Origin of the sequence: Aeromonas sp. CU5 (assembly GCF_002586745.1) — a bacterium.
GTDB classification, from domain to species: Bacteria; Pseudomonadota; Gammaproteobacteria; order Enterobacterales; family Aeromonadaceae; genus Aeromonas; species Aeromonas sobria.
This window is the reverse complement of sequence record NZ_CP023817.1, coordinates 2319248-2346051: the sequence shown is the minus strand read 5'-3', so window position 1 is coordinate 2346051 and position 26804 is coordinate 2319248. Positions and strand designations below refer to the sequence as shown.

Below are 26804 nucleotides of genomic sequence, written 5' to 3'. Positions count from 1 at the left end.
AAACCGGCGCGAGGCCGGTTTTGCGGGATATCAGAGCGGGGTATTGAAGGCCGCTGGCAGCGGGAAGTCACCCGTCACCGTGGTGAGCCGCTCATTGGCGAAGGTGACGGTGAGCTCTTTACGCTCCTTGTCGCCGTGGCCCGGCTGGAATTCATAGAGGTAGTACCAGCTGTTGGGGTCAAAGCCGTCGCGCAGCATGGGGCTGCCCAGCACATAGCTGACCTGCTCGCGGGTCATCCCCTGGCGCAGTTTGTCGACCTGTTTTTGTTCCACATAGTTGCCCTGGGGAATATCAATGCGATAGACCAGGCTGCAACCGGAGAGGGTGAGGGCGGTCAAAGCCGCGGCAATCAGGTGTTTCATCCGCATATCGAGTTCAGATCATCCATACAGTCTTTTTGGCTCGGCAAATCATACCGACTCCCTCCACGGAAGTAAAAAGCCATTGATCCATCAGCCAATAAAAAGGGCCGCACTGCGACCCTTATCGGCAATCACGCAACCATTACATCGCCGCGCGGAAGATGGCGACGATCTCTTCGTGGCTGGCCTGTTTCGGGTTGGTGAAGCCGCAGGCATCTTTCAGGGCGTTGCTGGCCAGGGTATCGAAGTCATCGGCCTTGACGCCCAGCTGCTCCAGACCGGCCGGGATCTTCACATCCAGCGCCAGCTGTTTGATGGCGGCAATGGCGGCGGCGGCACCTTGTTCGTCGTTCATGGCGCTCACGTCAACACCCATGTAGCGGGCCACCTCTTTCAGGCGGGCGGCGCTCACCTGGGCGTTGTAAGCCTGAACGTGGGGCAGCAGCACGGCGTTGCAGACACCGTGGGGCAGATCGTAGAAACCGCCCAGCTGGTGCGCCATGGCGTGTACGTAACCCAGGCTTGCGTTGTTGAACGCCATGCCGGCCAGGAACTGGGCATAGGCCATCTGCTCGCGGGCGTGCAGATCATCGCCGTGGTTGACGGCGGTGCGCAGGTGCTTGGCAACCAGCTCGATGGCCATCACGGCGCTGGCATCGGTCACCGGAGTGGCGATGGTGGAGACATAAGCCTCGATGGCGTGGGTCAGGGCATCCATACCGGTGGCGGCGGTCAGACCGGCCGGCTTGGCCAGCATCAGTTCGGGATCGTTGACCGACATCAGCGGGGTAACGTGCTTGTCGATGATGGCCATTTTCACGTGGCGCGCTTCGTCGGTGATGATGCAGAAGCGGGTCATCTCGGAGGCGGTACCGGCGGTGGTATTGATGGCGATGAGCGGCAGTTGCGGCTTGGCAGAGCGATCCACCCCTTCGTAATCCTTGATGCTGCCACCGTTGGCGGCAACCAGCGCGATGCCCTTGGCGCAGTCATGGGGCGAGCCGCCGCCGAGAGAGATGACGCAGTCGCAGCCGTTGGCCTTGATCATGGCCAGACCCGACTCGACGTTGGTCATGGTGGGGTTCGGCTTGGTTTCATCGAAAACCACGCTTTCAATACCATGTTCAGCCAGCAGGGTGGTGAGCTTGGCGACCACGCCGATCTGGTTGAGGATCTTGTCGGTAACGATCAACGCTTTGCGATAGCCGTAACCCTTGATATCGGCGGCGGCCTCTTGCAGACAACCGGCACCCATCAGGTTGATTGCAGGAATATAGAACTTGAATGTAGCCATGATGGACTCCCTATAGTTAGCCATTTAGTGGTAAGTGAGCGCTAAGTTACCATCATGGGTGGGATACAAAAGCATCTTGTTTACAACTTTACGGGGTCGATCACGAGTCGCTAATTAAGCGTTGAACCAGACTTGACTTTTCCGCTTCCTGTTCACTTTTCAGAAAAACGTTTGTCAATTATTTCATTGGGTTAGCAAACGTTTTGCGCGGATTTCGTGACTGTCAATGCGTGGAAGTGTGAGGCGCTTCAAGGAATTGGAAAGCGCTTTCGACCATAGTTGGCGCCTCCCCAGAAAGGGGGGTAAAGGCTTGAAAGTATCATAAAGAATCATCTTAACTTGCGCCCTGACCATGCTGGCAGGGGGCAACCAGGAGTCCAATATGTCTGATGTATTTCACTTGGGTTTGAAGAAAGCGGATCTGCAAGGCGCCACCCTGGCGATCGTCCCCGGTGACCCCGAGCGCGTCAAGCGCATCGCAGAGATGCTGGATAACCCGGTGCACCTGGCCAGCCATCGTGAATTCACTTCCTGGCGCGGCGAGATGGACGGCAAGGCCGTGATCATCTGCTCTACCGGTATCGGTGGCCCGTCCACCTCCATCGCGGTAGAAGAGCTGGCCCAGCTGGGTATCAACACCTTCCTGCGTATCGGCACCACCGGTGCCATCCAGCCGCACCTGAACGTGGGCGATGTGATTGTGACTACCGGTTCTGTGCGCCTTGACGGTGCCAGCCTGCACTTTGCACCGATGGAGTTCCCGGCTGTTGCCGACTTCGACTGCACCACAGCGCTGGTCAACACCGCCAAAGAGATGGGCTCCAAGCTGCACATTGGTGTGACTGCCTCTTCCGATACCTTCTACCCGGGTCAGGAGCGTTACGACACCGTATCTGGCCGCGTAGTGAGCCGTTTCCAGGGTTCCATGAAAGAGTGGCAAGCCATGGGCGTGCTGAACTATGAGATGGAATCCGCAACCCTGCTGACCATGTGCACCAGCCAGGGCCTGCGTGCCGGTATGGTGGCTGGCGTTATCGTCAACCGTACCCAGCAGGAAATCCCGAACGCCGAGACCATGGCGAAAACCGAATCTGATGCCATCAAGATCGTATTGGGCGCTGCCCGCAAGCTGATCTGATAGCAGAGCTCTTGTTACAAGAGCACCGAGTGGGGGGTGGGGGCCGTTGCGAAAGCGCGGCCCCTATCTTTATCCGCCGTTTGCCCCTGTTCTTCTCCCGTCACCCCTTTCACTGATCCCGCCGCACTCGTGCTGATTGCCATCTACTGACGGCCTCTACTCATTGCCTCTAAAAAGGGGCTGCACAGCGGATCTGCATCGGCTCGCCGCTCACCGGATGAGTAAAATCCAGCTCGCTGGCGTGCAGCATCAGCCGCGGTGCCTGTTCGCAGCCAGGCAGCAGCAGGCCGCCATAGAGATCGCAACCGAGAATGGGGTGGCCCAGCAACTGGCTGTGGATCCGCAGTTGATGAGTGCGGCCGGTCTCAGGCACCAGCCGCACCCGGGTCAGTGGCACAACCTGGCCTTGCATCTGCTGATCCAGCAGCTCAATCACCTGATAGCGGGAGCGGGCGGGTTTGCCGCTGGCGGCGCAGATCTTCATCAGCGGGAAAATCGCCGGATCCTTGGCAATAGGGGCGTCGATCACCCCTTCATCACTAGCTAAATGGCCACAGAGCAGCGCGCTGTAGGCCTTGCTCACCGCCCGCTGGCTGAATTGCTGGCAGAGCTGGGCGTTGATGGCCTTGTTTTTGGCCACCACCATGATGCCCGAGGTGCCAAAGTCGAGGCGATGCACCAGGGTGCAGCCGGGGTGATCCTGCACCAGTCGATAGTGAACCGAGTCGAGGTTCTGCGGGTTCTTGCCCGAGAGGCTCAGCAGGCCGCTTGGCTTGTTGATCAGCAGCAGGTGCTCATCTTCAAACAACGTCTCGATGGCGGCACTGCAGGGCGGGGCGATAAAGGTGTCGACGATAACGGACATAGGGGGCACGGGCTGGAAACGGGGGGGCGATCATACCCGAACCGGCGCGGCCGGGCGAATGGGCGGTGCGCTACCTCGGGAAATGAACGGGATTGCGCCATGCAACCTCTTGATAATGAGCCGCTTTGATCGCGCGACGGCGTGAAGTGCAAACCGCTTTGGTCACCAACAAGGCCCCGTTTTGTGACCCCTTCCCGAGTTCATCCGAAGCTTGCTTGTTAAGGTATGGCTCCCTGTTATGTTGTAAGGACCCTTTCCATGGCACTGCCCGTTATTCTCGATTGTGATCCCGGCCACGACGACGCCATTGCCCTCATTCTAGCGCTGGCCAGCCCTGAACTTAAGGTGCTGGCGGTCACCACCAGCGCGGGCAACCAGACACCGGATAAAACCCTCAACAATGCCCTGCGCATCCTCACCTTGCTGGGGCGGGACGATATTCCGGTGGTGGCGGGGGCGCCGAAGCCACTGGCCCGCGAGCTGATTATTGCCGACAACGTCCACGGCGAGTCGGGGCTCGATGGTCCCAAGCTGCCGGATCCCGCCTTTGCGCCGCAGGCCATGACGGGGATTGAATTGATGGCCAAGTGCCTGCGCGAGAGCCCGGAGCCGGTGACCCTGGTGCCGACCGGGCCGCTCACCAATATCGCCCTGCTGCTGGCGGCCCACCCGGAGCTCAAACCTAGGATTGCCCGCATCGTATTGATGGGGGGCGCCGCAGGGGCCGGCAACTGGACCCCGGCGGCGGAATTCAATATTTATGTCGACCCACAAGCGGCCGATATGGTGTTCAAGTCAGATATTCCTATCACCATGTGCGGCCTTGATGTGACCCATGAGGCGCAGGTGATGGACGAGGATATCGAGCGGGTGCGCGCCATCACCAATCCGGTGGCCCAGTGCGTCGCCGGGCTGCTCGATTTTTTCATGATCTACCATCGGGATCCCAAGTGGGGATTTGCCGGTGCACCGCTCCACGACCCCTGTACCATTGCCTGGTTGCTGGCTCCCGAGCTGTTCCACGGGGTCGAGTGCCGGGTCGATATCGAGACCAGAGGGGAGCATACCGTGGGGATGACGGTGGTGGATCGTTATGGTCTGACCGGCAAGCCAGCCAATGCGCTGGTATTGCTGGGGCTGGATCGTCCGGGCTTTATCGATCTGCTGGTGACGCGGCTGCGGGCGTTTGACTGAGCGCCGGTTCATTTTTGCAAGAAGGGGCGGGGAATGTGGAAGAGAGGCTTGGTGCTGCTGGCCGGGTTGCAACTGACGGGCTGTGCGACGCCATTCGAGCGGATGTGGCAGGGGCTGGCGACCTGTGAATTTACCGATCTCTATGTAGATGAGACGGGCAGGGCTGCCAATCTACAACTGACCAACTACACCCCCTACAAGGTGAGCGACGGCTTTGCCTGGTACAAGGTGCACGAGGAGCTGCACGGCCTGCCGGTGGTCGGCTTTATCGTGCCTGCCGCAAGCTTCGAAGTGCATGCCCTGTTTGTCGATACCCCCATCGCCAACGCCCGCCGGTTGACCCACAACGCCTACGGCAGCGAGTTTAGTGACGAGCAGAAGCATGACGAGGGGTTGGCGCCCCTGCTGCTGCGCGACCCCAACAATCCCAAGCGATCTATCATCGATTGCACCAAGGGGGAGTCCGACGAGGAGTTGCAGGATTCGGCCATGCCCGAGTAGGGCTGCCATCACCCTATCCCCTGTCAGCCTGTCAGCCTGTCAGCCTGAAACATGCGGCCGGAAAATAGAGGGGCCAGCCTTGTCGGCTGGCCCCTCTATTTATTTAGTACCGAGTGTTATTGCAGAGCTGTTCCCGGCTTAGGGATAGCTCAGCGTCTCTTTGATAAAAGGCAACTGGGCCTTGATCCATGCAGGGTTGATGGGGCCCCAGTCACTGATGCGGTAGTGCCCTTGCAGGTGGCGAGCCCCTTCGGTCTGCTCGAAGGCGCAGTTGATATCGAGCTCGGCCAGCGCGCTCAGGGTATCTTGCGCGGTGCGGCGCGGCATGCCGGTCACCTCCATGATGGCGGGCACCGTATCCGTGCCCTGGCTGATCAGCCAGGCCACGTAGAGCCGCCGGTAGAAACTGGTGCGGGTTTTACTCGGCTCACTCATATCTCGTCCTCAAGACGATCGAAGTAGCGCCAGGTCGCAATGGCCGCTTTGCCCATCACCAGTGCCCAGAGGCCGAACCAGAACCAGCGGAAGAAGCTCCAGGTGGAGGCATCAGGCTCGGTGCTTTCGATCTTGGTAACGTTGGGGAACAGGGAGAACATGTTCACGCGCCAGCCGTAGGAGGTGATGATGGCCAGACGCTTCTCGAACTCCATCGACTTGGCTTTGGCCTGCACATCGGCGGCGTTGAACTTGAAGTAGAAGGGCCAGCCCCACTCGGTATCTTCATTGCGGAATACCCGGATCTTCTCGCCGGGGCGCTCGGTATAGATGTAGTAGACGTCGGAGGTGGGGCCATCAGCCGGGTTCTTCTGGCTGATGGGGCCATCCTTGTCGGTGCGCTTCACCTCGACACCGGTAATGGTGGCAATGGTGTGCTCCGGCAGGTAGAAGTCGAGCCAGGTGGCGGAAACGAGGGCGATGAGCCCCAAAGCGATAAAGGCGGGTTTCTTGAATCTCAGGCTCATGGTGTGCTCACGTGAGGGGGAGTAACGTGCCTCTACCATACCGATATTTGGTGGATCAGCCCAGCCCCCTATGGAGCCATTGGCCAAAAAATGGCGTTTAAAACAGAGACAAAGCCATTGCCCTATCAACAAGAAAGGCCCTTGCGGGCCTTTTTGTCTTGTTCGCTTTGTGCGCTTACAGCTGGAATCGGGAGAGCTGCTTGCGTTGCTGCTCGGCGAGCTGCGAGAGTTCGTTGCTGGCACTGGCGCTCTGGCTGATGCCGGCGGAGCTCTGGCTTACGATCTCGTGAATATTGGTGATGTTGCGGTTGATGTCGGCAGTGACGCAGGACTGCTCCTCGGCTGCGGTGGCTACCTGGGCGTTGGCGTCGTTGATCTGGCGCACTGCACCGGTAATACCGCTTAGAAGCTCCTGCACCTGAGCCGACAGGCGCTGGTTATGGCTGAGGATCTCCAGGGTCTCTTGCACGCCGTTGTTGGCGGATTGGGACTGGCCCTGCAGCCGCTCGATGATGGCCTGGATCTCCTTGGTGGAGTCCTGGGTGCGGGCCGCTAACATTCTCACTTCGTCGGCCACCACCGCAAAGCCACGGCCCGTTTCACCGGCACGGGCCGCTTCGATGGCGGCATTGAGCGCCAGCAGGTTGGTCTGCTCGGAGATCCCCTGAATAACTTCAATCACCTTGCCGATCTGCTCGGACTGGGATTTGAGCTGGGTCACGATGGCGGCGGCATCTTCCAGACTGCCCGCCATCCGGCTGTTGGCTGCGATGCTTTCGGTAAAGAGGGCGAGCCCCTGTTCGACCCGGCCATTGGCATCGCGCGCCAGTTCATCGGCGATTGCTGCGTTGTGGTTGACGTTGTCAGCGGTGCTGGAGAGTTCGGTTACGGCGGAAGCAACCTGTTCGATCTCGCTGTGCTGCTGCCTTGCATTGGCCTCGGACTGGGTCATCACGGCGGCCAGCTCGGTGGCGGCGGAGGCGACGCTGTTGCTGATCCCGGTCAGGCTTTCGATGGTGTTGCCGAGCTGGGTCAGGGTGAGGTTGATATCTTTGGCCAGACGGGTCAGCTCGTTGTTGCCCTCCGCCTTGGCACGCACGTTGAAGCGCCCTTGCGCCACCGCGTGCATCACTTCCTGCAACTGGGCGATGGGGCTGACGATGCGACCAGAGAGCACCCAGCCGCAGATCAGCGCCGCCAGCAGGGTACCGGCGGTGAGCAACAGGGTACGCAGCACGGTGGCATCGTAGTGGGCCTGCTCTTCGGCCAGCTCTTGCTGGATCAACTGGTTGATGTGGGCCGACATGCTGTCGATCTGCTTGATCAGCTGTTCACCCAGCTCGCGGAAATGGAGGCGGGCCGCCTCGTAGGCGACTGGATCGCTGCCACCCTGATGTTTTTGCGCCAGCAGCGGCAGCATGTTGCTGCGGGTATGGCTGAGGTAGGCCTGCAGGGCGGCAGCGACCTGACGGTTATCCTGCTCGGCACCGGGGAGCACCAGACGACCGAGGATTGTGTTGATCTCCTGCTCGGCGCTGTTGAGGTTTGCGGGCAGTGCGGCAAACAGCTTGGCATCGTAGAGGCCATAGATGGCGCTGGTGCGCAGCCGATAGGTGGCGTGGATCAGTTTGGCAATGTCGTCCTTGTTTTCAACCACGGTCTGGGTCGTCTCATCTATGTCACTGATGGCTTCATCCAGACCCTGTTTGCTGATGGCGATCATCACCATCATCAGCAGGCTGGCCAGCAGCAGAGGTATCAAGACCTGGATGCGTATTGATAGATTATTCAATGACATAAATGGCTCTAATCCGGAATTGGAGGAGCCGACATATTACACATGCACGTCAGGAGCTGTCACAGGCTTTTATTGCTGAAATGAGCTGAAGAAAAGGTTTTTCTTGTGATAAAGGAGCCGTTTAGGCATGATTGAGCGCTTTATCACCTGAATATGTGGTACAACTGGCTGGGTTGTGTCAATCCTGTCCCGTTTTCGTTATTCCCCGCTCTCGTCCCATGGAGGTGTGTTGTGTCCAGCTGGATCGATCCGGCCATTCTGGCTCTGTTTATCCCGACCTTTTTCTTTGTCTCGGTGACCCCCGGCATGTGCATGACCCTGTCGATGACCCTGGGGATGAGCCTGGGTGTGCGCCGTACTCTACACATGATGTGGGGGGAGCTGATCGGAGTCGGGCTGGTCTCGGTGCTGTCGGTGATCGGGGTAGCTGCCATCATGCTCAACTATCCGGGGATCTTCGCCGCCTTCAAATATGTGGGGGGCGCCTATCTGGTGTGGCTCGGCATCCAGATGTGGCAGGCCAAAGGGAAGATGGCCATTCCGGCGGATCTCTCGGCCGGTCAGCAGACCAGCCCCATGGGGCTGGCGGTGCAGGGGTTTGTCACCGCCATCGCCAACCCCAAGGGGTGGGCCTTTATGATCTCCTTGCTGCCCCCCTTTATCTCTGCCGACAAGCCGATGGCGCCGCAGATCACCGCGCTGGTGGCGCTGATCCTGGTCATCGAGTTCTCCTGCCTGCTGCTCTACGCCTGCGGTGGCCGCACCCTGCGCCACTTCCTCGCCAAGAGCGGTAACGTCACCCTGATGAACCGCATCGCCGGTACCCTGATGCTGGGGGTGGGAGTCTGGCTGGCGCTCGGTTAAGAGCCGTCAATTACCCGCGCTATGAAAGAAAAATGCCACCGGTCGGTGGCATTTTTTATGGGCCAGCGTGGCTCAGCGCGGTTTGAAGCGCTCGACCCAGGGGTTGGCGGTGATGCCGTGCAGGATGACGCTCAAGATAATTGTGCAGAGCACGGTGGCGATGATGGGGCGCTGGCCAATCAGCGCGGGCTGGTTTTGCAGCACCATCACCGCAAAGACGATGCTGGCAAGGCCCCGCGGCCCGAACCAGCCGATAAAGAGCTTGAGCTCTGGCTTGAGGCCGGTGCCGATGAGGCTGAGCCAGACCGGCACCATCCTTAGCAGGGTGAGGCTGGCAATGGCATAGAGCCAGTATTGCCACTGCAGAAGCTCCGGCAGGATGGGCATCAGGGTGGCGCCAAACACCATCCAGATCACCACGGAGAGCAGGTCGCCGTAGCCTTCGCAGCTGTCCATATAGGCGTGCTTGTGCTCGCCGAGCCGGTGGCCGATAAAAAGGCCGCCGACAAAGGCGGCGATAAAGCCGCTGCCACCCAAGGTCTGGGCCAGCGCAAAGCAGAGCAGGGCGAGACCCGGCATGGTGAGCTGACGCCAGAGCGGCAGTTGCCAGCCGTTGAGATAAGAGATTTTCAACAGCCGGATGGTGAGGCTGGTCAGCACAAAGGCGACCAAGAGGCCAATGCCGATCTCTTCGAGCATCAGGGTGATGGCCAGGGTAGCGGTGCCTGCGTGCTGTTCGGTGGGGGCGATAAGGGCTAGCAGCAGAAGCAGTACCGGCACGCAGATGCCGTCGTTGAGGCCGCTCTCCTGATTGAGCCCTTCGCGCAGCGGTGCCGGTACCGCGGGGTTGCTCACCACCGCCTTGCCCAGCGCCGCATCGGTGGGGGCAAGAATGGTAGAGAGGATGGCCATCTCCAGCAGTGGCAAATCGGGGAAGATCCAGTGGCCAAACAGGGCGCCACAGAGCAGGGTGAGGGGCAGGCCGATCAGCAGCAGCCGGATCGGGAGCTGGCGGTTGGCCAGCAATACCTGCCAGTTGGTGTTGGCGGCATCGTTGAACAGCACTATGACCAGGGTCAGCTCGGCCAGCAGCTTGATGCCGGCGCTGTCGATAGAAAGAGAGAGCAGCTCCAGCCCGCCGGGCCCCAGCAGCCAGCCGGTCAGCAGAAACAGCAGGGGGCCGTTGACCAGTTTTGATTCAAAGCGCCCCGCAATCAGGCTGTAGATCAGCAAGAAGGCAGCGATCACAGCCAGATTCTGGTAAAGCAGATGTGTATCCATACAAGCTCCCTTGAAACCATCTTGTCAGGGCTGTTTAACTGCCATCCTGGCCCCGGGTTATGCCCGATATTCTCAGTTATGAACTCTTCATTGCCGTAGCTGTGCGCACACTTTGCCCAGACTGGCTGCGCGCATCACGCCCATCACGGCAATCACGCCAGCCGAGACTGGCTCAGCCTGCCCCCCAGGGTGATTTAATCGGTCAGACAGTCGGGGTCGAACACATACTCCCCGTCCAGCCAGCGCACGATTTCGTCGACGCAGGATTGGTCACGAAACGGCAGGTAGCGCGCCTTGAGGGCGGCAATCTGCTCGGGGGTGAGCTGCGCCAGCCCCAGATCCTGAAACAGCGGTAGGTCGGCCTCGATCATCGCCGAGATCTGCGGGCCGCAGGTGGCGTTGAGGGCGGCATGCAGCGCCTTGTCGGGGTCGTACTGCTTGCCGAGCCGGTAGCTCATCGGCAGGGTGGCGAGCGGTAGGGCCGACAGCGCCGCCTGCTTCATCGGGTTGACCGCGTGGCCAGAGACTAGCTCCGCCAGCTCGGCGGGGCGGTTCTCGAAGGCGCGCAGGTGCAGGTAGCTGCTCGCCTTGCTGCCATCGTTGACCGGGTAGTTGTCCCACAGGAAGGGCTTGCGGCCGAGCAGCTCGGTCACCTGTTTGAGGTGGCTGGCCGGATACTCGCTGGAGCAGACCCTGGGGCCGGTCCAGAAGATCTCGAAGCGGCGGTCGAGCTGCTCGCCAAGCTCTTCCAGATAGCGGGGTGGCATGGCGCCGAACACCTTCTCCAGCACCGGATCGGTCGAGTAGTAGCTGGGGCAGAAGATGAGGCGGCTCGCCTTGCTGTGGGCCGCGATATCGTGGGCGATGGTGAGCTGGTGCCGGGCCAAGTCCGGGGTATCCCCTTTCATGTCGTCAAACAGCACCGCCAGAATGTCGGGCTGGAGCATCTCGTCGATCAGACGCACCTTTTCGAGCAGCGCCGGGCGCTTGCGATCGTAGTCGTGGTGCGCCCCCATGGGGCTTAAGCCCACCCCGAAGGCGAGCCCGTTGGCACGGCACTGGCGCGCCAACTCGGCCAAATCTGCCAGCTGCTGCTCGGGCCAGGGGAGGGCCCAGTGCTTGCGCAGATAGCCATCCTCTTTCGGGGCATAGATATAGAAGCCGTAACCGTGGCGCGGCAGCCACTGGGCGTAGCGGGCGCGGGCCTGCCAGCTCCATCCCTTGCCAAAAAAGCCTTCAATGACCCCCAGATTGGCAGCGGGGGGCAGGGGGCCGGACAGCAAACTTTGATATGGCATAACTCTCTCCCTTCTTGCTGGGGACTTGATACGGGACGGTCGGTCAGACCGGGTCCTCTTCCTGAAAGCGCACCCCGATCTTGCTCGGCACGCTCTCGTCCATTTCGGCCACGGTCCAGATCAGGCCCTGCCATTCGATGTTGTCACCGACCACCAGATTATCGCCCAACTGGCTGGCAATAAAATCGCCCAGTGTCTGATCCGCCACCTCGCTCACATCCAATCCGTACAGGGGGGCGAGATCCACCAGCCGCGCCGCCGCCTCCAGCAGGAAGTCACCGAAGAAGCGGGGGCCGAGATCCTGCTCCGGTGCCTGACTGAACAGTTGGCCGAGGGCGGAGAGATCGCGCTCGTGGCCAATCACGCAGAGGATGTCATCGGCCTGCAGACAGGTACTACCCGAGGGGTGAAGCAGCTCGCGGCCACGAAACAGGGCGCAGATCCGGGTGCCGGTGGGCATCTGCAGATCCCGCAGTGGCGAGCCGATGCACCACTTATCGGCCCCCAGCTGGTAGACGAAGGTCTCCCACTGACTGTCGAGATCGATCTCGAGCCCCGAACGGTTGATGGGCGAGGGCGGTGCCGGTACTTCAACCCGCGCCAGCTTTGATGCCAGCGGCAGCGAACTGCCCTGCAAAATCAGCGAAACCAGCACCACGAAGAAGGCGACGTTGAAGTAGAGCTGGGCGTTGGGCAGCCCCGCCATCATAGGGAACACCGCCAGAATGATCGGCACCGCACCGCGCAAGCCGACCCAGGAGATAAACCAGCGCTCGCGGGGGGCGAAGTTCTTGAACGGCAGCAGCCCGATCCAGACCGACACCGGGCGGGCTATCAGGATCATCCACATCGCCAGCGCCAGCGCGGGCAGGGCGATGGGCAGCAGATTACTCGGGGTGGCCAGCAGCCCCAACACCAGAAACATGCCGATCTGGCTGAGCCAGGTCAGGCCGTCCAGCACCGACAAAGTGGTGCTGCGGCTGCGCAGGGAGAGGTTGCCGAGCAGCAGACCTGTGAGGTAGATGGCGAGAATGCCGCTGCCCCCCACTGCCGTGGTGAGGGCGAAGATCAGCAGGCCACCGCTGACGGTGAGCAAGGGGTAGAGACCTGCAGCCAGCTTGGCAGTGTTGATCAGTCGCCACAACAGCCAGCCACCGGTCAGACCAATCCCGGCCCCCATGCCAAACTGCTGCAACAGTTGCAGCAACAGGTAACCACCATCCAGCCCCTGCTGGGCGGTGGCCAGCACTTCGATCAGGGTCACGGTGAGAAACACCGCCATGGGATCGTTGCTACCTGACTCTATCTCCAGGGTGGCGCTCACCCGTTCGTTGAGGCTGCGCCCACCAAGCAGGGAGAAGACCGCCGCCGCATCGGTGGAGCCGACGATGGCGCCGATCAGCATTCCCTGCATCAGGTTGAGGTCAAACAGCCAGGCGGCGGCCAGACCGGTCAGGCCGGTGGTGATGGCTACCCCGACCGTGGCCAGCGACAGCGCAGGCCAGAGTGCCACCCGAAACGAGGAGACCCGGGTGCGCATGCCGCCGTCGAGCAGAATGATGGCGAGCGCCAGGTTGCCCACCAGATAGGCGATGGAGTAGTCAGCGAAGTGGATGCCACCGGGGCCATCCTCACCGGCCAGCATGCCGACGGCGAGGAAGATAACCAGAATGGGAATACCGAGGCGGGAAGAGAGGGCGCTCAACAGGACGCTGGCACCCACTAGCAGTGCGGCGACAAAAAAGAAACTGTTGATGGTAGCGGCATCCAAGGGCGAACTCCTTCCTGGTAATGTGCAAAGTAGGCGCATTATATGCAGTTAGGCACTATCGTGTGGCTTATTTGTGCATCAATTTGCATTTTTTTACATTTTTTCCCCTCATGGATGCGCCATATTCTGACTGCAATGAGCGGAATGAAAAGGAGTCAAAGGAGCGTCGATTTCAGGATGTGCAGATGCGCGCGGATGGGGTACTAGTGGGGTGGCACTGAAGAGGGGCAGGGGAGCGCCAGCGCTCCCCCTCGGGGTGATGGGGATCCGGTGATGCAGGGTCAGTAGTCGTCCTCGTCATCCTTCACTTCGCGGATCTTGTCCTTGTAGTTGGGCAACTGCTTCTCCAGCCGTTTCATGTCTTTGATGGCATTGAGAAACAGCCCGAGCAGGAACAGCAGCGGCAACCCTATCCACAGCCAGAGACTCATAGTTTTTTCCTTTCGTCAGGACAGGTGGTGACATAACGGGTCAAAATGTCATCCAGGTTGGCCAGTATGGTCGACTTGCCTTCAATATCCGCCTGTTGCAGACAAAGCGCCAGCGCAGCAGGATCAAGCTGCAGGTCATCGGACTCCAGCGAGAAGCTGATATGCCAGGGCTCGTAGGCGACGCCGCTCTCTGCTCCTACCGGTTTGGCATAAGGGAGAAAGAAGCCGAAGTCGCTCATATGATCGCTGAGCCACTCGCTCAAGTCAGCAAACCAGCCTCCCTCTTCATATTCCCACGGCTCCAGCGCCAGCTTGGTGTCGGCAGGCAAGCAGTCCGGATCATAGATGTCGAGATCGGTCCCCCAGTGGTGGCGGCTGGTGCCCGGCAGGGCACTCCAGCGCAGGATGGCATGCAGCCGATCCACCTCGCTTAGCTGCAGGGCATCGATGGGTTGGCTGTTGGCATCGAGCAGAGGTCGTTCGCCGCGCCACTTGCCATTCCAGATGGCGAGCTGGCGCTCGAAGCTGCGCCAGCTGGAGGCTGCCTGCAGGTTGAACCCCTCATAGGCTGCTGCCACCTGCATGTCGTTGAAGGCCGCTGCGGTGGCGGCAGTCAGACGATGGGGGCCGCGTCCCACCACAATAAGGTGGCTCTCGTCGAGCCCCAGCAGTTGTTCCTGCGTCATGCCAGCAATCTCTCGAGCACCCCTTGATACATGTCCGCCAGCAGATCCAGATCGTCCGCCTTCACGCACTCGTTCACCTTGTGAATGGTGGCGTTGACGGGACCGAGCTCAATCACCTCGGCGCCGGTGGGGGCGATAAAGCGCCCGTCGGAGGTGCCGCCGGTGGTGAGCAGGGCCGGTCGCTGACCGTTCACCGCCTCGATGGCCGCCACAGCCGCATCGAGCAGCGCCCCGGTGTCGGTGAGGAACGGTTGGCCGGAGAGGGTCCAGCTCAGCTGATAATCCAAACCGTGTCTATCCAGCAGCGCTTCGACCCGCTCGCGGATATCCATGTCGGTCAGTTCGGTGCTGAAGCGGAAGTTGAACTGCACCTGCAGCTCGCCCGGAATGACGTTAGAGGCGCCGGTGCCGGCCGAGATGTTGGCGATCTGGAAGCTGGTGGGGGGGAAGTAGGCGTTGCCCTCATCCCACACGGTGGCGGCGAGTTCCGCCAGCGCTGGCGTGGCTTTGTGAATGGGGTTATCCGCCAGATGGGGATAGGCGACATGGCCCTGCACCCCGCGCACCAGCAGATCGCCGGTGATGGAGCCGCGGCGGCCATTTTTCACCACATCCCCGACCACGGCGGTGGAGGAGGGCTCGCCGACGATGCACCAGCGGATCTTCTCGTTACGGGCCTCCAGGGTGTCGATCACCCGGGTGGTGCCATTGATAAAGGGCCCCTCCTCATCTGAGGTGATGAGAAAGGCGATGGACCCGGTGTGATCCGGATGCTCGGCCACGAAGCGCTCGACCGCCACCACCATGGAAGCCAGCGAGCCCTTCATGTCGGCGGCGCCGCGTCCGTAGAGCACGCCATCCTTGATGGTCGGCTCGAACGGCGGGGTGTGCCATTTGTCCAGCGGCCCGGCGGGCACCACGTCGGTGTGACCGGCGAAGCAGAACAGTGGCCCCTCGCTGCCACGACGGGCCCAGAGGTTGGTGGTGTCCTCAAACACCATGGGCTCGATGACAAACCCGAGCTTGGCGAGGCGCTCCGCCATCAGGGTCTGGCACCCTTCATCGAGGGGGGTAACGGAAGGGCGGCGGATCAGATCCTTGGCCAGTGCGATGACATCCGACATCAGTTGTCCTTAACGGGAGAAGAGGGATTGGTAGTGATCAGCCTTGAAACTCAGGGTCAGTTCGCCGTCACGGTCCAGCAGCGGGCGCTTGATCATGGCCGGATGCTCCAGCAGCAGGGCGCGCGCTTTGGCAGTGTCGAGCCCCTGTTTGGCCTCATCCGGCAGGGCGCGGAAGGTGGTGCCACGGCTGTTAAGCAGGGCTTCCCAGCCGAGTTGTGCCAGCCAGCTGTCCAGATCGTCCGGGTTCAGGCCGTCGGCACGGTGGTCGTGAAAGCGGTAGTCGATACCGGCTTCATCCAGCCACTTACGGGCTTTCTTGATGGTGTCGCAGTTCTTGATGCCATAGAGGGTGGTGGCCATGGGGAGTCCTTCTCTTGTGGGCGCTGGCCGTGGGCCGCTGCCCGAAAATCCGAATCAAAACAGTGCAAGGGCCTGATTCTGGCATTGTGGCGATCTCATGGCAACGCTGATGGTCTAGCTCGCGGGTTTTACCGGGACGGGTCGCACCTGAACGGCGTTTTTGTGCCCAAGGTCAGGCGCTTTGCGGTGGGTGTGCCCGATGGGGGCGGTTATTGCGGGAGAACAGCGGCTATTACGGGAGAAAAAGAGAAGGGGACAAACGCCAGATAGCCAAAACGCGCCAGCGGGCGCGTTTTGGTCGGCATCTTCAAGCACGTCAATCAGTGCAGGGTGGTCCACTCATGGTCAAAGACCCGGGCCCGCTCCCAGGGTGCATCAGGCAGGCTGGAAGAGAGGCCAGTATATTTGCCCACATCATCCACCACTATGGTGGAGAGGATCGGCAGGTTGTTTTCAGTGCAGTACATGCGGATGCGTTGCAGCAGGGTGCGCAGTTCATCCTGGCACTGCTCCAGCCCGGCCAGCTTGGCCAGTTTGGAGTAACGAATGGTAGTGCGTTCCTTTGCAGACTCGACGAGGATGTCCCACAGCTTGTAGTCGCAGGTCGAGACACCTGCGGTGGCTTGGTTTGTCATAACTCTCTCCGGCGCGAAATGGTCGCTAAATGTCGAAGCGCATCTTCGCCACTTCGGCGTTGTCATATGTTGATCCAACGCAAAAAAGAGGGGAGTCGTGTCACACAATCCCCGGATAGCGGTTGATAAAGGTTTTCCGGTAGTTTAAACAACGAAAATTTGTTACATCACCGACATATTATGCTGATGGTACCCAGTGAAGGCACCTTTATTGATAGGGATCAAAGGCAATCTCTGGTCAGAACACTAGATTCCGCTCTTCGATAAATTTATCAGGAGTGAATATTGGAACTTTTATTCGTCTTGCTCGTTCTGGTCGCCGTGGTCTACGGCATTATCAAGGATTACAACCCGCAGGCGGTGCTGGCGCTGGCGGGCATGGCCATTTTTGCGGTGGCCTACTGGCTGGGGCTGCACCCCATTCTCCCCGCTGACAAGAGCACCGGCTTCGCCCTGTTCGACCTGTTCGAAGTGTTCAAGGGGATCTTCTCCTACCGCGCGGCGGGGCTGGGCCTCACCATCATGGCAGTGGCGGGCTTTGCCACCTACATGTCCCATATCGGTGCCTCCCAGGCGTTGGTGCGGGTGGCGGTCAAACCGGTGGCTGGCATCCAGTCCAGCTACCTGATGCTCTCCATCTGCTATCTGGTGGCGGTATTTGTCTCCCTGTTCGTCACCTCCGCCACCGGCCTTGGCCTGCTCTTGATGGTCACCATGTACCCGGTGATGCGCAACCTCGGCATCAGCCCGGCCTCCGCCTGTGGCGTCATCGCCACCTCTCAGGCGTTCGAGATTGGCCCGACCCAGACCAACGCCATCTTCTCCGCCGGTCAATCCGGCATGGATCCGACCAGCTACTTCGTTGACTACCAGATCTGGCTGGTGGCCCCCATGCTGCTGGTGACCATGGTGCTGCACTTCTTCTGGCAGCGTCACTGCGATCGCAAGGATGGCTGGGATCCGGCGTTGCATCGCGGCGATCACGCCGAACTGGACGAGCAGGGTACTGATGCGGTGCAGGCGCCAACCTGGTATGCCCTGCTGCCGATCATCCCCTTCGTGCTGATGATGACCTTCTCCAAGCTGCTGGTAAGCGACATCAAGATGAGCGTGGAGGTAGCCATGCTGCTGTCGGTCTTTATCGGCATGTTGTGCGAGCTGCTGCGTAGCCGCTCGCTGCGCACCGCCATGGCCGGGTTGTCGAGCTTCCTCGATGGCATGGGCAAGGTGTTTGGCCCTGTGGTGGCGCTCATCGTCTGTGCCGAGCTGTTTGCCGAATCCCTCAAGGCCATCGGCGCCATCGATACCCTGCTGCACTCTGCCAGCAATGCCGGTATCGGCAGCGGCCTGATGACGCTAGTGATGGTGGCGCTGATCATGGTGGCGGCGGTCATCATGGGCTCTGGCAACGCGGCGTTCCTCAGCTTCTCGACCCTGGCACCGGCAGTGGCGGCCAAGTTTGGTGTGCCTGCGGTGACCATGCTGCTGCCGATGCAGCTGGCCTCCAGTATTGGTCGCACCATCTCCCCCATAGCAGCGGTGCTGATCGCCTGTGCGGGGATTGCCAAGGTGTCGCCCTTTACCGTGGTCAAGCGCACCAGCGTGCCCATGGCGGGGGCGCTGGTGACGGCGTTGACCCTCAACTATCTGCTGTTCATGTAGTGGTGTTTGGAATTTACCGGTCGGGCGGGTGGCATGGTTGCCCGCCTTTTTCTCACTGTGTCGCATTGTTGCAATAGACGATCGGCCATCAACGCTGATTGTTGCATGGAGAAGATAATGACAGTTGTAAAGAGCCCGTTTTCCCTCGATAGCTATCTGGCCGACTTGGCCCCGCTCATCAACCTCGATTGTGGTACCCGCACCCCGGCCGGGGTGGCGAAAGTTGCCGACATCATGACCGAGAAATATGAGGCCATCGGCTGGCAGGTGACCCGCCACCAGTTCGCTCCTGAGTGCGGCCCTTGCCTCGAGATCACCAATGCGCCGGGGGCCGATCACTACGACGTGATGCTGTGCGGCCACATGGATACCGTCTTCCCCGAGGGGACTGCGGCCAAGCGCCCGCTGAAAATCGAAGGCAATCAAGCCTTTGGCCCCGGCGTGTCGGACATGAAGAGCGGCCTGCTCTCTATCTGGTACGCCCTGAAAGAGATGGATCCGGTGCTGCTGGCCAAGCTCAAGGTGCTGGTCTGCTACAACTGCGACGAAGAGATTGGCTCCCCCTGGTCCAAGGATTGGCTGGTGAAAAAAGCCAAACAGAGTGGCTGCGTGCTGGTGGCCGAGGCAGCCCGTCCCAACGGGGATCTTATCAGCGCCCGCAAGGGCAATGCCAAGTACCGCATCACCTTCCACGGCAAGGCCTCCCACGCCGGTTCGGCCCTCACCGAAGGGATATCTGCCATCACCGAGCTGGCGCACTGGGTGCTGGCCATCAACGAGCAGGTCAACATGACCACGGGCACCACCATGAACGTCGGCGTGGTACAGGGCGGCACCGGCGTCAACGTGGTGCCGGACTTTGCCGAGGCGATCGTCGATCTGCGCTTCTGGAGCAACGAAGAGGCTGCGGCGGTGCATGACCGGCTCACCTTTATGGCCAACAATCCCTTCCTCGCCGGTTGTCGGGTCGAGGTGGATCGCCAGACCTTCAAGCCGGCGATGCGACCGAGCGGTGACACCGAGGCGCTGATGGCGCTGGTGGAGGCGGCAGCCAAAGAGGAAGGTATCCCCTTCAACTGGCTGGAAGCCGGCGGCGGCTCGGATGCCAACTTCACCGCCGCCGCGGGTGTGCCGTCCCTCGATGGTTTCGGCCCCATGGGGGGCGGTTTCCACTCGGAGGCGGAATTCCTGCTGCTGGAGAGCATCGAACCGCGCATCCGCCTGCTGCAGCGGGTGCTGGGCAAGCTGGCGAAATAAGCCGGTTTATTCCTTGTTCGGGTCGTTATTGGCCCGCTCAAAATTGGCCCGTTCAAACTTAAACGGGAGGCTGCTGCCTCCCGTTTTTTTATCTCGATTTCTCGCGCGTCCCTGAACGAGCTGGCTAGGTGCCTCAGCGCCGTTACCCCTGCAGCTCGGCTAGATAGGCCAGATGATCCTGCCGTGCCACCTGCCAGCCATCGAGGCACAAGGGGATGGCAAAGCCCGGACTGTCGGTGGCGTGTTATGCCCTCTGTTGCGCTGGCATGGCTGAGGGCCAAGATGGCGCTGCGCCAGAGCAAAATGAGGGGATAGATGGGGAGGATGTTGCTGGCGAAAGAGGGGGGGATGTTGCCCTGTGGCCGGGGCTGGGCTAACGCTGCAGGGTGCGTCAGGGGAAAAGTCGGGGAAAAAGAACAGGCCCCCGAAGCGGGGGCCTGTCTGGCAATGGCGCGATAAACGCAACTGCGATTAGAGCAAAATGGTGGTCAGCAGATAACCCAGGGCGCAGGAGCTGCTTACCCCGATCAACCCCGGAATGATGAAGCTGTGGTTGATGATGAATTTGCCGATGCGGGTGGTGCCGGAGCGGTCGAAACCGATACAGGCCAGATCGCTCGGGTAGGTCGGCAGCACGAAGTAGCCGTAGCTGGCTGGCAGGAAGGCGATCAGCAGTTTCGGCTCTACGCCCAGTGCCAGACCCATGGGGGCAATGGCGGTCAGGGCGGCGGCCTGGCTGTTCACCAGCTTGGAGATCAGGAACAGCACCAGCGCGTAGGTCCAGGGCTGGGCCTGTACCACGTGAGCCAGGGTCTCTTTGAGCAGCGGCATGTGAGCCTGGAAGAAGGTCTCACTCATCCATGCCACCCCGAACACCGAGAAGATGGCGACCATACCGGCCTTGAACACGGGGCCGTTGGAGATCTCACCCGGCTTGACCTTGCAGCGCATCAGGATGATGGCACCGGCGATCAGCATCATCATCTGGATCACCAGATTCATGGAGAGCGGGCCTGTTTTGTCCTTGATGGTGAATACCGGACGCAGACCTTCGTTGGCGCCGAGCAATACCACGGCAGCGATGGCGGCGAAGAAGATCCAGGTAGACCAGTAGGCCTCTTTCGGGAACTTGGTGTTGAGCAGAGTTTCACCACCGCCGTAGATGAAGGTGCGCTGCTCCGGATCCTTGATCTTGGCCTGGAACTCTTCGTCCTGATCCAGATCCTTGCCGCGACGCAGGCTCCACAGGGCCGCCATGACCACACCGGTCAGGGAGGAGGGGATGGCGATCATCAGGATGTCGAGCAGGCCGTAAGCCTGACCGATGCCATGACCGGCCGCCAGAATGGAGACCATGGAGACCACGGCAACGGAGACCGGGGAGGCGCAGATCGCCATCTGGGAGGCAACGGATGCCACGGCCATTGGACGCTCGGGACGGATGTTCTTCTGCAGCGCTATGTCAGCGATGATGGGGAACATGGTGTAAACCACGTGGCCGGTACCGCACAGGAAGGTGAGGGTCCAGGTCGTCAGCGGTGCCAGAATGGTGATGTATTGCGGGTGACGGCGCAGCAGACGCTCGGCCACCTGCATCATCAGGTTGAGGCCACCGGCAGTCTGCAGGGTGGCGGCACAGCCGATCACCGCCAGAATGGTCAGCATCACCTGCACTGGCGGTTCGCCCGGCACCAGGCCGAAGACGAAGGTCAGCAGGAAGAGACCGATACCACTGATGAGACCCAGTCCCATGCCACCAAAGCGGGTACCCAGCAGCAAGCAGCCGAGTACCACCAAAAATTCCATCAAGATCATTCCATTACCTCGTGTGATTCAACCCATATTGCCGCGGGTAGCCTGAACCATGAATTGTCATTGTTTGTTTTATTTAGCCCAAAAGGGTTAGTTGCTATTCTGCTCCCCTGCATAAGTGAAAAAATTGAGTTACTTCAATAACTCGATGAATTTTTGATTAAACCACTTAAAAACCTCTTGTTAACAAAAAAATCAATTTAATGGTCGTGTGGTATCACACGGAGCCAAGCCTTCAGGTCGTCATGGTGGCGGCAAGGAGAGAGAACAAGGCTGCAGGGGAGGGGCAGAAAAAGTGATAAATAGCGAGAGAAGAGGGTCAAAAAGCCGGTGCTCAGGCCATCTCTGCCTGCAAACGGGGACTTCGGCGGGTTGGCTCACTTGGCCGCAGGTGCTGGCTGCAGATAGCGACGCTGATAATCCTCACTCAGCTTGGCAATATCGAGTCTGGCAATGGCCTGCGCCAGCCGCTGCTGCAGCGCCTGTTGATCGGGGCGAAACATAATGTGCAGGCTCTTGTGCTCGAGGATCTGTGGGTGAAACTGCAATCCGGCCGTTTGTAGCTTGCGGTCGTGATGGATCAGCCAGTAGAAAACATCCCGGTCGATCACCGCCAGATCGAGCCGGTCACGTTGCAATTTGCGCAGGTTGAGCAGATCTGCATCGACGGCAAAGGTGTTGAGGCGTTTGCTGGTCATCAGGGCATCAAATTCCCGGGTGTTGACATACCCCTCTACCACGCCGATCCGGTAGGGGGCGAGATCTGCAAGCCGTTGCCATGGAATGGGGGGGCCAACTCGCTGCGCCATGCCCAATACGCTGTCCCCCACGCTGGGGGAGCTGCGCCACAGGGTGGGCAGGGTGTCTGAGAGGTACTCGGGGAAATAGCCGCTGTAGGGCTGGGCCGGATCGGCGGCCAGCCGCACCGCCCGCTGCCAGGGATAGAAATCGAACTCCACCTCCAGCCCTGCCTCGGCAAAGGCGCGTTTGACGATATGACCGGTAAGACCGCCATCGGGTAGGCTCTGGCTGGTGAAGGGGGGCCACTCGAGAGTGGTCAGACGAACGGGCTCGGCCCACAGTTGAACAGGCATGCAGAACAGCAGTAGCGAGAGCAGCGGGCGATATCCCATAGGCGACCAGTTCCTTGTGCCGATTGATACTGAGTATCACCCATAACGGTGACAATAAAAAAGCCGACCCCAGGGTCGGCTTTTATGATGCAGTGGCAAGATGCCGCTGATCAGAACTCGGCGGTACGCGGTGTGCGCGGGAACGGGATCACGTCGCGGACGTTGCCCATGCCGGTCACATAGACCACCAGACGCTCGAAGCCCAGACCGAAACCGGCGTGGGGTACGGTACCGAAGCGACGCAGGTCGCGGTACCACCAGTAATCTTCCTTGTTCAGGCCCATCTCGGCCATGCGGGCATCCAGCACCTCAAGGCGCTCCTCACGCTGGGCACCACCGATGATCTCGCCGATCCCCGGTGCCAGTACGTCCATGGCGGCAACGGTTTTGCCGTCGTCGTTGAGGCGCATATAGAAGGCCTTGATATCTTTCGGGTAGTTCTTCACCACCACTGGAGACTTGAAGTGCTCTTCGGCCAGATAGCGCTCGTGCTCGGAGGAGAGATCGATACCCCAGGAGACCGGGAACTCGAACTTCTTGCCACAGTTCTTCAGTACTTCGATGGCATCGGTGTAGTCGATTTGGGCGAAGTCGGAGGAGACGAAACGCTCCAGACGACCGATGGCATCCTTGTCCACGTGCTGGGCGAAGAACTCCAGATCGTCGCGACGCTCTGCCAGTACGGCGTTGAAGACGTATTTGAGCATGGCTTCGGCCAGGGCGGCGTTGTCGTCCAGGTTGGCGAAGGCAATTTCCGGCTCTACCATCCAGAACTCAGCCAGGTGACGGCTGGTGTTGGAGTTTTCGGCGCGGAAGGTGGGCCCGAAGGTATAGACCTTGGAGAGGGCACAGGCATAGGTTTCGACGTTCAGCTGGCCAGATACGGTCAGGAAGGTCTCCTTGCCGAAGAAGTCCTTGTCGTAATCGATTTTGCCAGCGTCGGTGCGCGGCAGGTTTTCCATGTCCAGGGTGGAGACGCGGAACATCTCGCCAGCACCTTCGGTGTCAGAGGAGGTGATGAGCGGGGCCGCAATCCACAGATAGCCCTCTTCATGGAAGAAGCGGTGGATGGCTTGGGCCAGGCTGTTGCGTACCCGGGTCACGGCGCCAACGATGTTGGTGCGCGGGCGCAGGTGAGCCTGTTCACGCAGGTACTCGATGCTGTGACGCTTGGCTGCCATCGGGTAGGTGTCCGGATCTTCGACCCAGCCGACAACCTTCACGTCGGTGGCTTGCAGTTCAAAAGCCTGGCCGCTGCCCTGAGAGGCGGCAACCACGCCGGTCACTTCCACGGAGCAGGCAGTGGTCAGACGCAGCACTTCATTCTCGTAATTGGCCAGGGTATTGGGAACAACCGCCTGTACCGGATGGAAACAGGAGCCATCGGATACGGCCAAAAATGAGATCCCCGCCTTGGAATCACGGCGAGTCCGGATCCACCCTTTTACAGTTTGGGTGGTGCCAACCGCATATTTACCGGTCAGCACATCTACTACGGATGCGTGCGTCATCGAAATATTGTCTCCAGCTTGTTCTTGCAGCGCTATTTGCAACACTAGGGGTCTGGCCGGGCATTCATTGGCCCATCATGGCAGACTAAGCCGTCAATCTTACCCGCGCGGGTTTGATAAACAAGCAAAAATGTCGGACTCTGGTGGGGTTTTCAGCATGGTTGGCGCAACCCGGGTGTCATGGCAAAGGAGCTGTGTGTGAAAGATAGGCGGCATGGACCTGATTGGCTGACGAAGGCATTGCAGTGGCTGGTGGTGCTCTGCTGGGGCGGCTTTATTGTGCTGCTCTCCCTTTACCACTATGCCCGTCCCGAAATTGCCTACGGTTTTCTGGTCTATGGCGGGATCGCGGTGCGCGATTATTGGGATCCTGCGTTGACCCCCTGGTTACTCTATTGGCTTTGGGGGAGCTGCGGGCTGACGCTGACGGTGTTACTGCTGGAGCGGCAGCGCAGCCGGCGCAAAGAGGATTCGATGCACGTCAATCTGGCCATCCTGTTGCTGATCCTGATTGCCAGCCTGCTTTTTTACTACGTCCCCTGATCGATTACTTGTTCAGAGGCTCTTTTGGGTGCTTGTCCGCAGGCCTGGGGGGCTTGCCCAGCTGACGCGCCACGCTGTCGAGCATCTGGTTGTAGGCGAGGGCCACCCGCCCTATCTCATCGTCGTCATCTCCTTCCAGCCGGTGGTCAAAGTCGTGCAGATCGGTGGCCTCCTCGATGGAACGGGTCAGGTGATTGAGCGGGCGAACTATCCAGGTGCGGATGACCCACAGGGTCAGCAGCAGTCCCAGCCCGAAGATGGCGGTGAGAATGAGTGCCGAGGTGAGGATGTTCTGCTCAACCCGGGTAAACAGCGAATCGAGGGAGTAGTCAAAGCGCACCGCACCCAGCACTGTGTTTTCCGGTACCAGATGGCAGCTGGTGCAGTCGGTGCCACGAAGATCTTTTTTAGCCAGCAGCGGTCGGGTCACTACCAGCCGGCTATGCATATCGTCATACACCACCGCCATACTGCCTGTTCCCGCTAACGCCAGTCGATCATATTCATCCTTGGCCTGTTCGGTCGCCCGTGCTGGTCCGTACTGCTTGTTGACCGCATCACCGCGCACGATGCGGGCATCTTCCACATGGGCGTGGTCGAGAAACTTGGCGCGCAGGGTATCGCGGGCTTCCATCTTGCCGGTCAGCATCAGCATATTGAGGCCATCGAAATAGGCATCGGTCTGCTCGCGACTCTGCTCCTTCATGAGGGTCAGGATGAGATCACGCTCGCGCACCGCCTGATAGGCTGCGGAGAAGACCAGTACCATGGAGAAGATGAAGAGCAGGAAAAAGTTGATTTTGGCAGCAATGGAGAGGCGCATGAGCAATCTTTCTTGATGGTAAAACCGCAGCAGTTTACCCCTCTTGGTGCCTCAGGTCTGGTGTTTTGCTCACATTACGGCAAGTGAAACCGCACTGAAGTAGATAAAGTTGCCCTCTTTATATATCAAATGTGGGTAGTGAAACGGGCGGCTGCAATGGCCGCCCGCCGCTTGCCTTAAAACTCGCCCTCGGCGATGGCCTGACTGATGGCGCCGGTCAATACCCGCAGCTCCTCGGTGGTGATGACGAAGGGGGGCATCAGGTAGACCAGCTTGCCAAACGGGCGGATCCAGGCTCCCAACTCGACAAACTTGCGCTGAATGCGCGCCACATCCACCCGCTCTTTCATCTCCACCACCCCGATGGCGCCGAGTACCCGCACGTCTGCTACCGCCGGGTTGAGGGTCAGTTCCACCAGCTCGGTACGCAGTTGATGCTCGATAGCGCGCACTCTCTCCTGCCACGGGGAAGCCAGCAGCAGATCGATGGAGGCGTTGGCCACCGCGCAGGCGAGCGGGTTGCCCATAAAAGTAGGGCCGTGCATAAAGACCCCTGCCTTGCCGTCACCGATGGTGCGGGCTACGTGTTCGGTGGTCAGGGTCGCCGATAGGGTGAGATAACCGCCGGTGAGCGCCTTGCCGAGGCACATGATGTCGGGGCTGATCCCCGCCCAGTCACAGGCAAACAGCTGGCCGGTACGGCCAAAGCCGGTGGCAATCTCATCAGCAATCAGTAATACGCCGAACTCATCGCACAGGGCGCGTACCCACTGCAGGTAGCGGGGGTGATAGAAGCGCATACCGCCCGCCCCCTGCACTATGGGTTCGAGGATGAGGGCGGCAATCTCTTGGTGATGATCGGCCACCAGCGTTGCCAGCTCCACCACGCACTGCTCGTCCCACTCTGCGTGGAAGCGGCAGCTGGGGGCTTCGACAAAGTAGTGCTCTGGCAGGAATCCCTTGTAGAGCTCATGCATGCCGCCATCGGGGTCACAGACGCTCATGGCGCCGAAGGTGTCGCCGTGATAACCGCCGCGCAGGGTGACAAATTTGGCTTTTGGGGTGCCCTTGCTGTGCCAGTACTGCTGGGCCATCTTGAGCGCCACTTCCACCGCCACCGAGCCGGAATCGGCCAGAAATACCCGATCCAGCTTAGCTGGCGTGATCTCGACCAGTTTGCGGCACAGCTCGACCGCCGGAGCGTGGGTCAGGCCGCCAAACATTACGTGGGACATCTTGCCGAGCTGGGCGGTGGCGGCGGCGTCCAGTTCCGGCACCTGATAGCCGTGCACGCAAGCCCACCAGGAGCTCATGCCATCCACCAGTTCACGGCCATCGCTGAGGGTAAGGGTCACCCCTTTGGCGCTGGCCACTTCATAGCAGGGCAGGGGGTGAGTGAGGGAGGTATAGGGGTGCCAGATGTGGTGCAGGTCGAATTCTTGATTGGTCATTTGTTGTTCTGTTGTCAATTGATTTGATCTGGTCGGTGTTGACAGTC

The 26804-nt window shown here is 60.2% G+C and carries 26 protein-coding genes; 7 read left to right on the top strand and 19 right to left on the bottom strand.

The window, feature by feature from the left end; translation table 11 throughout:
• Positions 1 to 30: 30 nt before the first annotated feature.
• Positions 31 to 369 (bottom strand): outer membrane protein assembly factor BamE, encoded by a 339-nt coding sequence (gene bamE, locus CK911_RS10225; RefSeq protein ID WP_042018688.1) that lies wholly within the window; start codon positions 367 to 369, stop codon positions 31 to 33.
• A 136-nt stretch (positions 370 to 505) separates the two neighbouring features.
• Complete coding sequence (gene yiaY, locus CK911_RS10220; protein ID WP_098969850.1) at positions 506 to 1657, bottom strand: L-threonine dehydrogenase; 1152 nt, start codon at positions 1655 to 1657, stop codon at positions 506 to 508.
• Positions 1658 to 2039: 382 nt separating this feature from the next.
• Between yiaY and udp the strand changes: the two genes are divergently transcribed.
• Positions 2040 to 2795 carry a uridine phosphorylase gene (udp, locus tag CK911_RS10215; protein WP_042018691.1) on the top strand — a complete coding sequence of 252 codons (756 nt, stop codon included), beginning with the start codon at positions 2040 to 2042 and terminating at the stop codon, positions 2793 to 2795.
• A gap of 169 nt (positions 2796 to 2964) precedes the next feature.
• Here udp and CK911_RS10210 read toward each other — a convergent pair whose 3' ends face one another.
• Positions 2965 to 3660 carry an RluA family pseudouridine synthase gene (locus CK911_RS10210; protein WP_098969849.1) on the bottom strand — a complete coding sequence of 232 codons (696 nt, stop codon included), beginning with the start codon at positions 3658 to 3660 and terminating at the stop codon, positions 2965 to 2967.
• A gap of 258 nt (positions 3661 to 3918) precedes the next feature.
• Here CK911_RS10210 and rihA point away from each other — a divergent pair, with 258 nt between their 5' ends.
• Both rihA and CK911_RS10200 read left to right on the top strand, forming a co-directional pair.
• On the top strand, positions 3919 to 4854 hold the full coding sequence (rihA, locus tag CK911_RS10205) for a pyrimidine-specific ribonucleoside hydrolase RihA (protein WP_098969848.1): 936 nt from the start codon (positions 3919 to 3921) through the stop codon (positions 4852 to 4854).
• A 33-nt stretch (positions 4855 to 4887) separates the two neighbouring features.
• Positions 4888 to 5355, top strand: a complete 468-nt coding sequence (locus tag CK911_RS10200) for a hypothetical protein (protein ID WP_098969847.1) — start codon at positions 4888 to 4890, stop codon at positions 5353 to 5355.
• Positions 5356 to 5493: 138 nt separating this feature from the next.
• Here the strand turns inward: CK911_RS10200 and CK911_RS10195 are convergent, their stop codons facing one another.
• The 3 genes from CK911_RS10195 to CK911_RS10185 all read right to left on the bottom strand — a co-directional run bounded on the left by CK911_RS10195 (position 5494) and on the right by CK911_RS10185 (position 8115).
• On the bottom strand, positions 5494 to 5790 hold the full coding sequence (locus CK911_RS10195) for a helix-turn-helix domain-containing protein (protein ID WP_042018697.1): 297 nt from the start codon (positions 5788 to 5790) through the stop codon (positions 5494 to 5496).
• A complete protein-coding gene (locus CK911_RS10190; protein WP_042018699.1) occupies positions 5787 to 6317 on the bottom strand; it encodes a DUF1523 family protein in 531 nt (176 codons plus the stop codon). Before CK911_RS10190 ends, CK911_RS10195 begins: the two co-directional genes overlap by 4 nt.
• A 175-nt stretch (positions 6318 to 6492) precedes the next feature.
• The gene (locus tag CK911_RS10185) at positions 6493 to 8115 is read right to left on the bottom strand and encodes a methyl-accepting chemotaxis protein (RefSeq protein WP_098969845.1); all 1623 of its coding nucleotides are present in this window, start codon (positions 8113 to 8115) and stop codon (positions 6493 to 6495) included.
• Positions 8116 to 8346: 231 nt separating this feature from the next.
• Here CK911_RS10185 and CK911_RS10180 point away from each other — a divergent pair, with 231 nt between their 5' ends.
• Complete coding sequence (locus CK911_RS10180) at positions 8347 to 8979, top strand: LysE family translocator (protein ID WP_098969844.1); 633 nt, start codon at positions 8347 to 8349, stop codon at positions 8977 to 8979.
• Positions 8980 to 9051: 72 nt separating this feature from the next.
• On the opposite strand, the gene CK911_RS10175 is transcribed toward CK911_RS10180, so the two are convergent.
• The 8 genes from CK911_RS10175 to CK911_RS10140 form a co-directional block, all read right to left on the bottom strand.
• Positions 9052 to 10260, bottom strand: a complete 1209-nt coding sequence (locus CK911_RS10175; protein ID WP_098969843.1) for a sodium:proton antiporter — start codon at positions 10258 to 10260, stop codon at positions 9052 to 9054.
• Positions 10261 to 10454: 194 nt separating this feature from the next.
• Positions 10455 to 11558 (bottom strand): beta-N-acetylglucosaminidase domain-containing protein, encoded by a 1104-nt coding sequence (locus CK911_RS10170; RefSeq protein ID WP_098969842.1) that lies wholly within the window; start codon positions 11556 to 11558, stop codon positions 10455 to 10457.
• A 43-nt stretch (positions 11559 to 11601) separates the two neighbouring features.
• Positions 11602 to 13329, bottom strand: coding sequence for a potassium/proton antiporter (locus CK911_RS10165; protein ID WP_098969841.1), 1728 nt, complete (start codon positions 13327 to 13329; stop codon positions 11602 to 11604).
• Between the two features lie 281 nt (positions 13330 to 13610).
• Entirely contained in the window at positions 13611 to 13760 is a 150-nt protein-coding gene (locus CK911_RS10160) for a hypothetical protein (RefSeq protein ID WP_098969840.1), read from the bottom strand.
• Complete coding sequence (locus tag CK911_RS10155) at positions 13757 to 14446, bottom strand: M15 family metallopeptidase (protein ID WP_098969839.1); 690 nt, start codon at positions 14444 to 14446, stop codon at positions 13757 to 13759. The genes CK911_RS10160 and CK911_RS10155 overlap by 4 nt, the downstream gene beginning before the upstream one ends.
• Entirely contained in the window at positions 14443 to 15570 is a 1128-nt protein-coding gene (gene dapE, locus CK911_RS10150; protein ID WP_098969838.1) for a succinyl-diaminopimelate desuccinylase, read from the bottom strand. The genes CK911_RS10155 and dapE overlap by 4 nt, the downstream gene beginning before the upstream one ends.
• A gap of 9 nt (positions 15571 to 15579) precedes the next feature.
• Entirely contained in the window at positions 15580 to 15930 is a 351-nt protein-coding gene (locus tag CK911_RS10145; RefSeq protein WP_098969837.1) for an ArsC family reductase, read from the bottom strand.
• Between the two features lie 320 nt (positions 15931 to 16250).
• Positions 16251 to 16565, bottom strand: a complete 315-nt coding sequence (locus tag CK911_RS10140; RefSeq protein WP_172953999.1) for a hypothetical protein — start codon at positions 16563 to 16565, stop codon at positions 16251 to 16253.
• A gap of 285 nt (positions 16566 to 16850) precedes the next feature.
• Between CK911_RS10140 and dcuC the strand changes: the two genes are divergently transcribed.
• Together dcuC and CK911_RS10130 are read left to right on the top strand one after the other, a co-directional pair.
• A complete protein-coding gene (gene dcuC, locus CK911_RS10135; protein WP_098969835.1) occupies positions 16851 to 18227 on the top strand; it encodes a C4-dicarboxylate transporter DcuC in 1377 nt (458 codons plus the stop codon).
• A gap of 117 nt (positions 18228 to 18344) precedes the next feature.
• Entirely contained in the window at positions 18345 to 19484 is a 1140-nt protein-coding gene (locus CK911_RS10130) for a M20 family metallopeptidase (protein ID WP_098969834.1), read from the top strand.
• A gap of 471 nt (positions 19485 to 19955) precedes the next feature.
• On the opposite strand, the gene CK911_RS10120 is transcribed toward CK911_RS10130, so the two are convergent.
• The 3 genes from CK911_RS10120 to asnS form a co-directional block, all read right to left on the bottom strand.
• Complete coding sequence (locus CK911_RS10120) at positions 19956 to 21299, bottom strand: anaerobic C4-dicarboxylate transporter (protein ID WP_042036941.1); 1344 nt, start codon at positions 21297 to 21299, stop codon at positions 19956 to 19958.
• Positions 21300 to 21673: 374 nt separating this feature from the next.
• Positions 21674 to 22429 carry an ABC transporter substrate-binding protein gene (locus CK911_RS10115; protein WP_098969833.1) on the bottom strand — a complete coding sequence of 252 codons (756 nt, stop codon included), beginning with the start codon at positions 22427 to 22429 and terminating at the stop codon, positions 21674 to 21676.
• Between the two features lie 110 nt (positions 22430 to 22539).
• Positions 22540 to 23940, bottom strand: a complete 1401-nt coding sequence (gene asnS / locus CK911_RS10110; protein WP_098969832.1) for an asparagine--tRNA ligase — start codon at positions 23938 to 23940, stop codon at positions 22540 to 22542.
• A gap of 180 nt (positions 23941 to 24120) precedes the next feature.
• Between asnS and CK911_RS10105 the strand changes: the two genes are divergently transcribed.
• Positions 24121 to 24483 carry a hypothetical protein gene (locus CK911_RS10105; protein ID WP_098969831.1) on the top strand — a complete coding sequence of 121 codons (363 nt, stop codon included), beginning with the start codon at positions 24121 to 24123 and terminating at the stop codon, positions 24481 to 24483.
• A gap of 4 nt (positions 24484 to 24487) precedes the next feature.
• On the opposite strand, the gene CK911_RS10100 is transcribed toward CK911_RS10105, so the two are convergent.
• Both CK911_RS10100 and bioA read right to left on the bottom strand, forming a co-directional pair.
• Complete coding sequence (locus tag CK911_RS10100; RefSeq protein WP_098969830.1) at positions 24488 to 25306, bottom strand: HAMP domain-containing protein; 819 nt, start codon at positions 25304 to 25306, stop codon at positions 24488 to 24490.
• Positions 25307 to 25482: 176 nt separating this feature from the next.
• Positions 25483 to 26757, bottom strand: a complete 1275-nt coding sequence (bioA, locus tag CK911_RS10095) for an adenosylmethionine--8-amino-7-oxononanoate transaminase (RefSeq protein WP_172953998.1) — start codon at positions 26755 to 26757, stop codon at positions 25483 to 25485.
• Positions 26758 to 26804 lie beyond the last annotated feature (47 nt).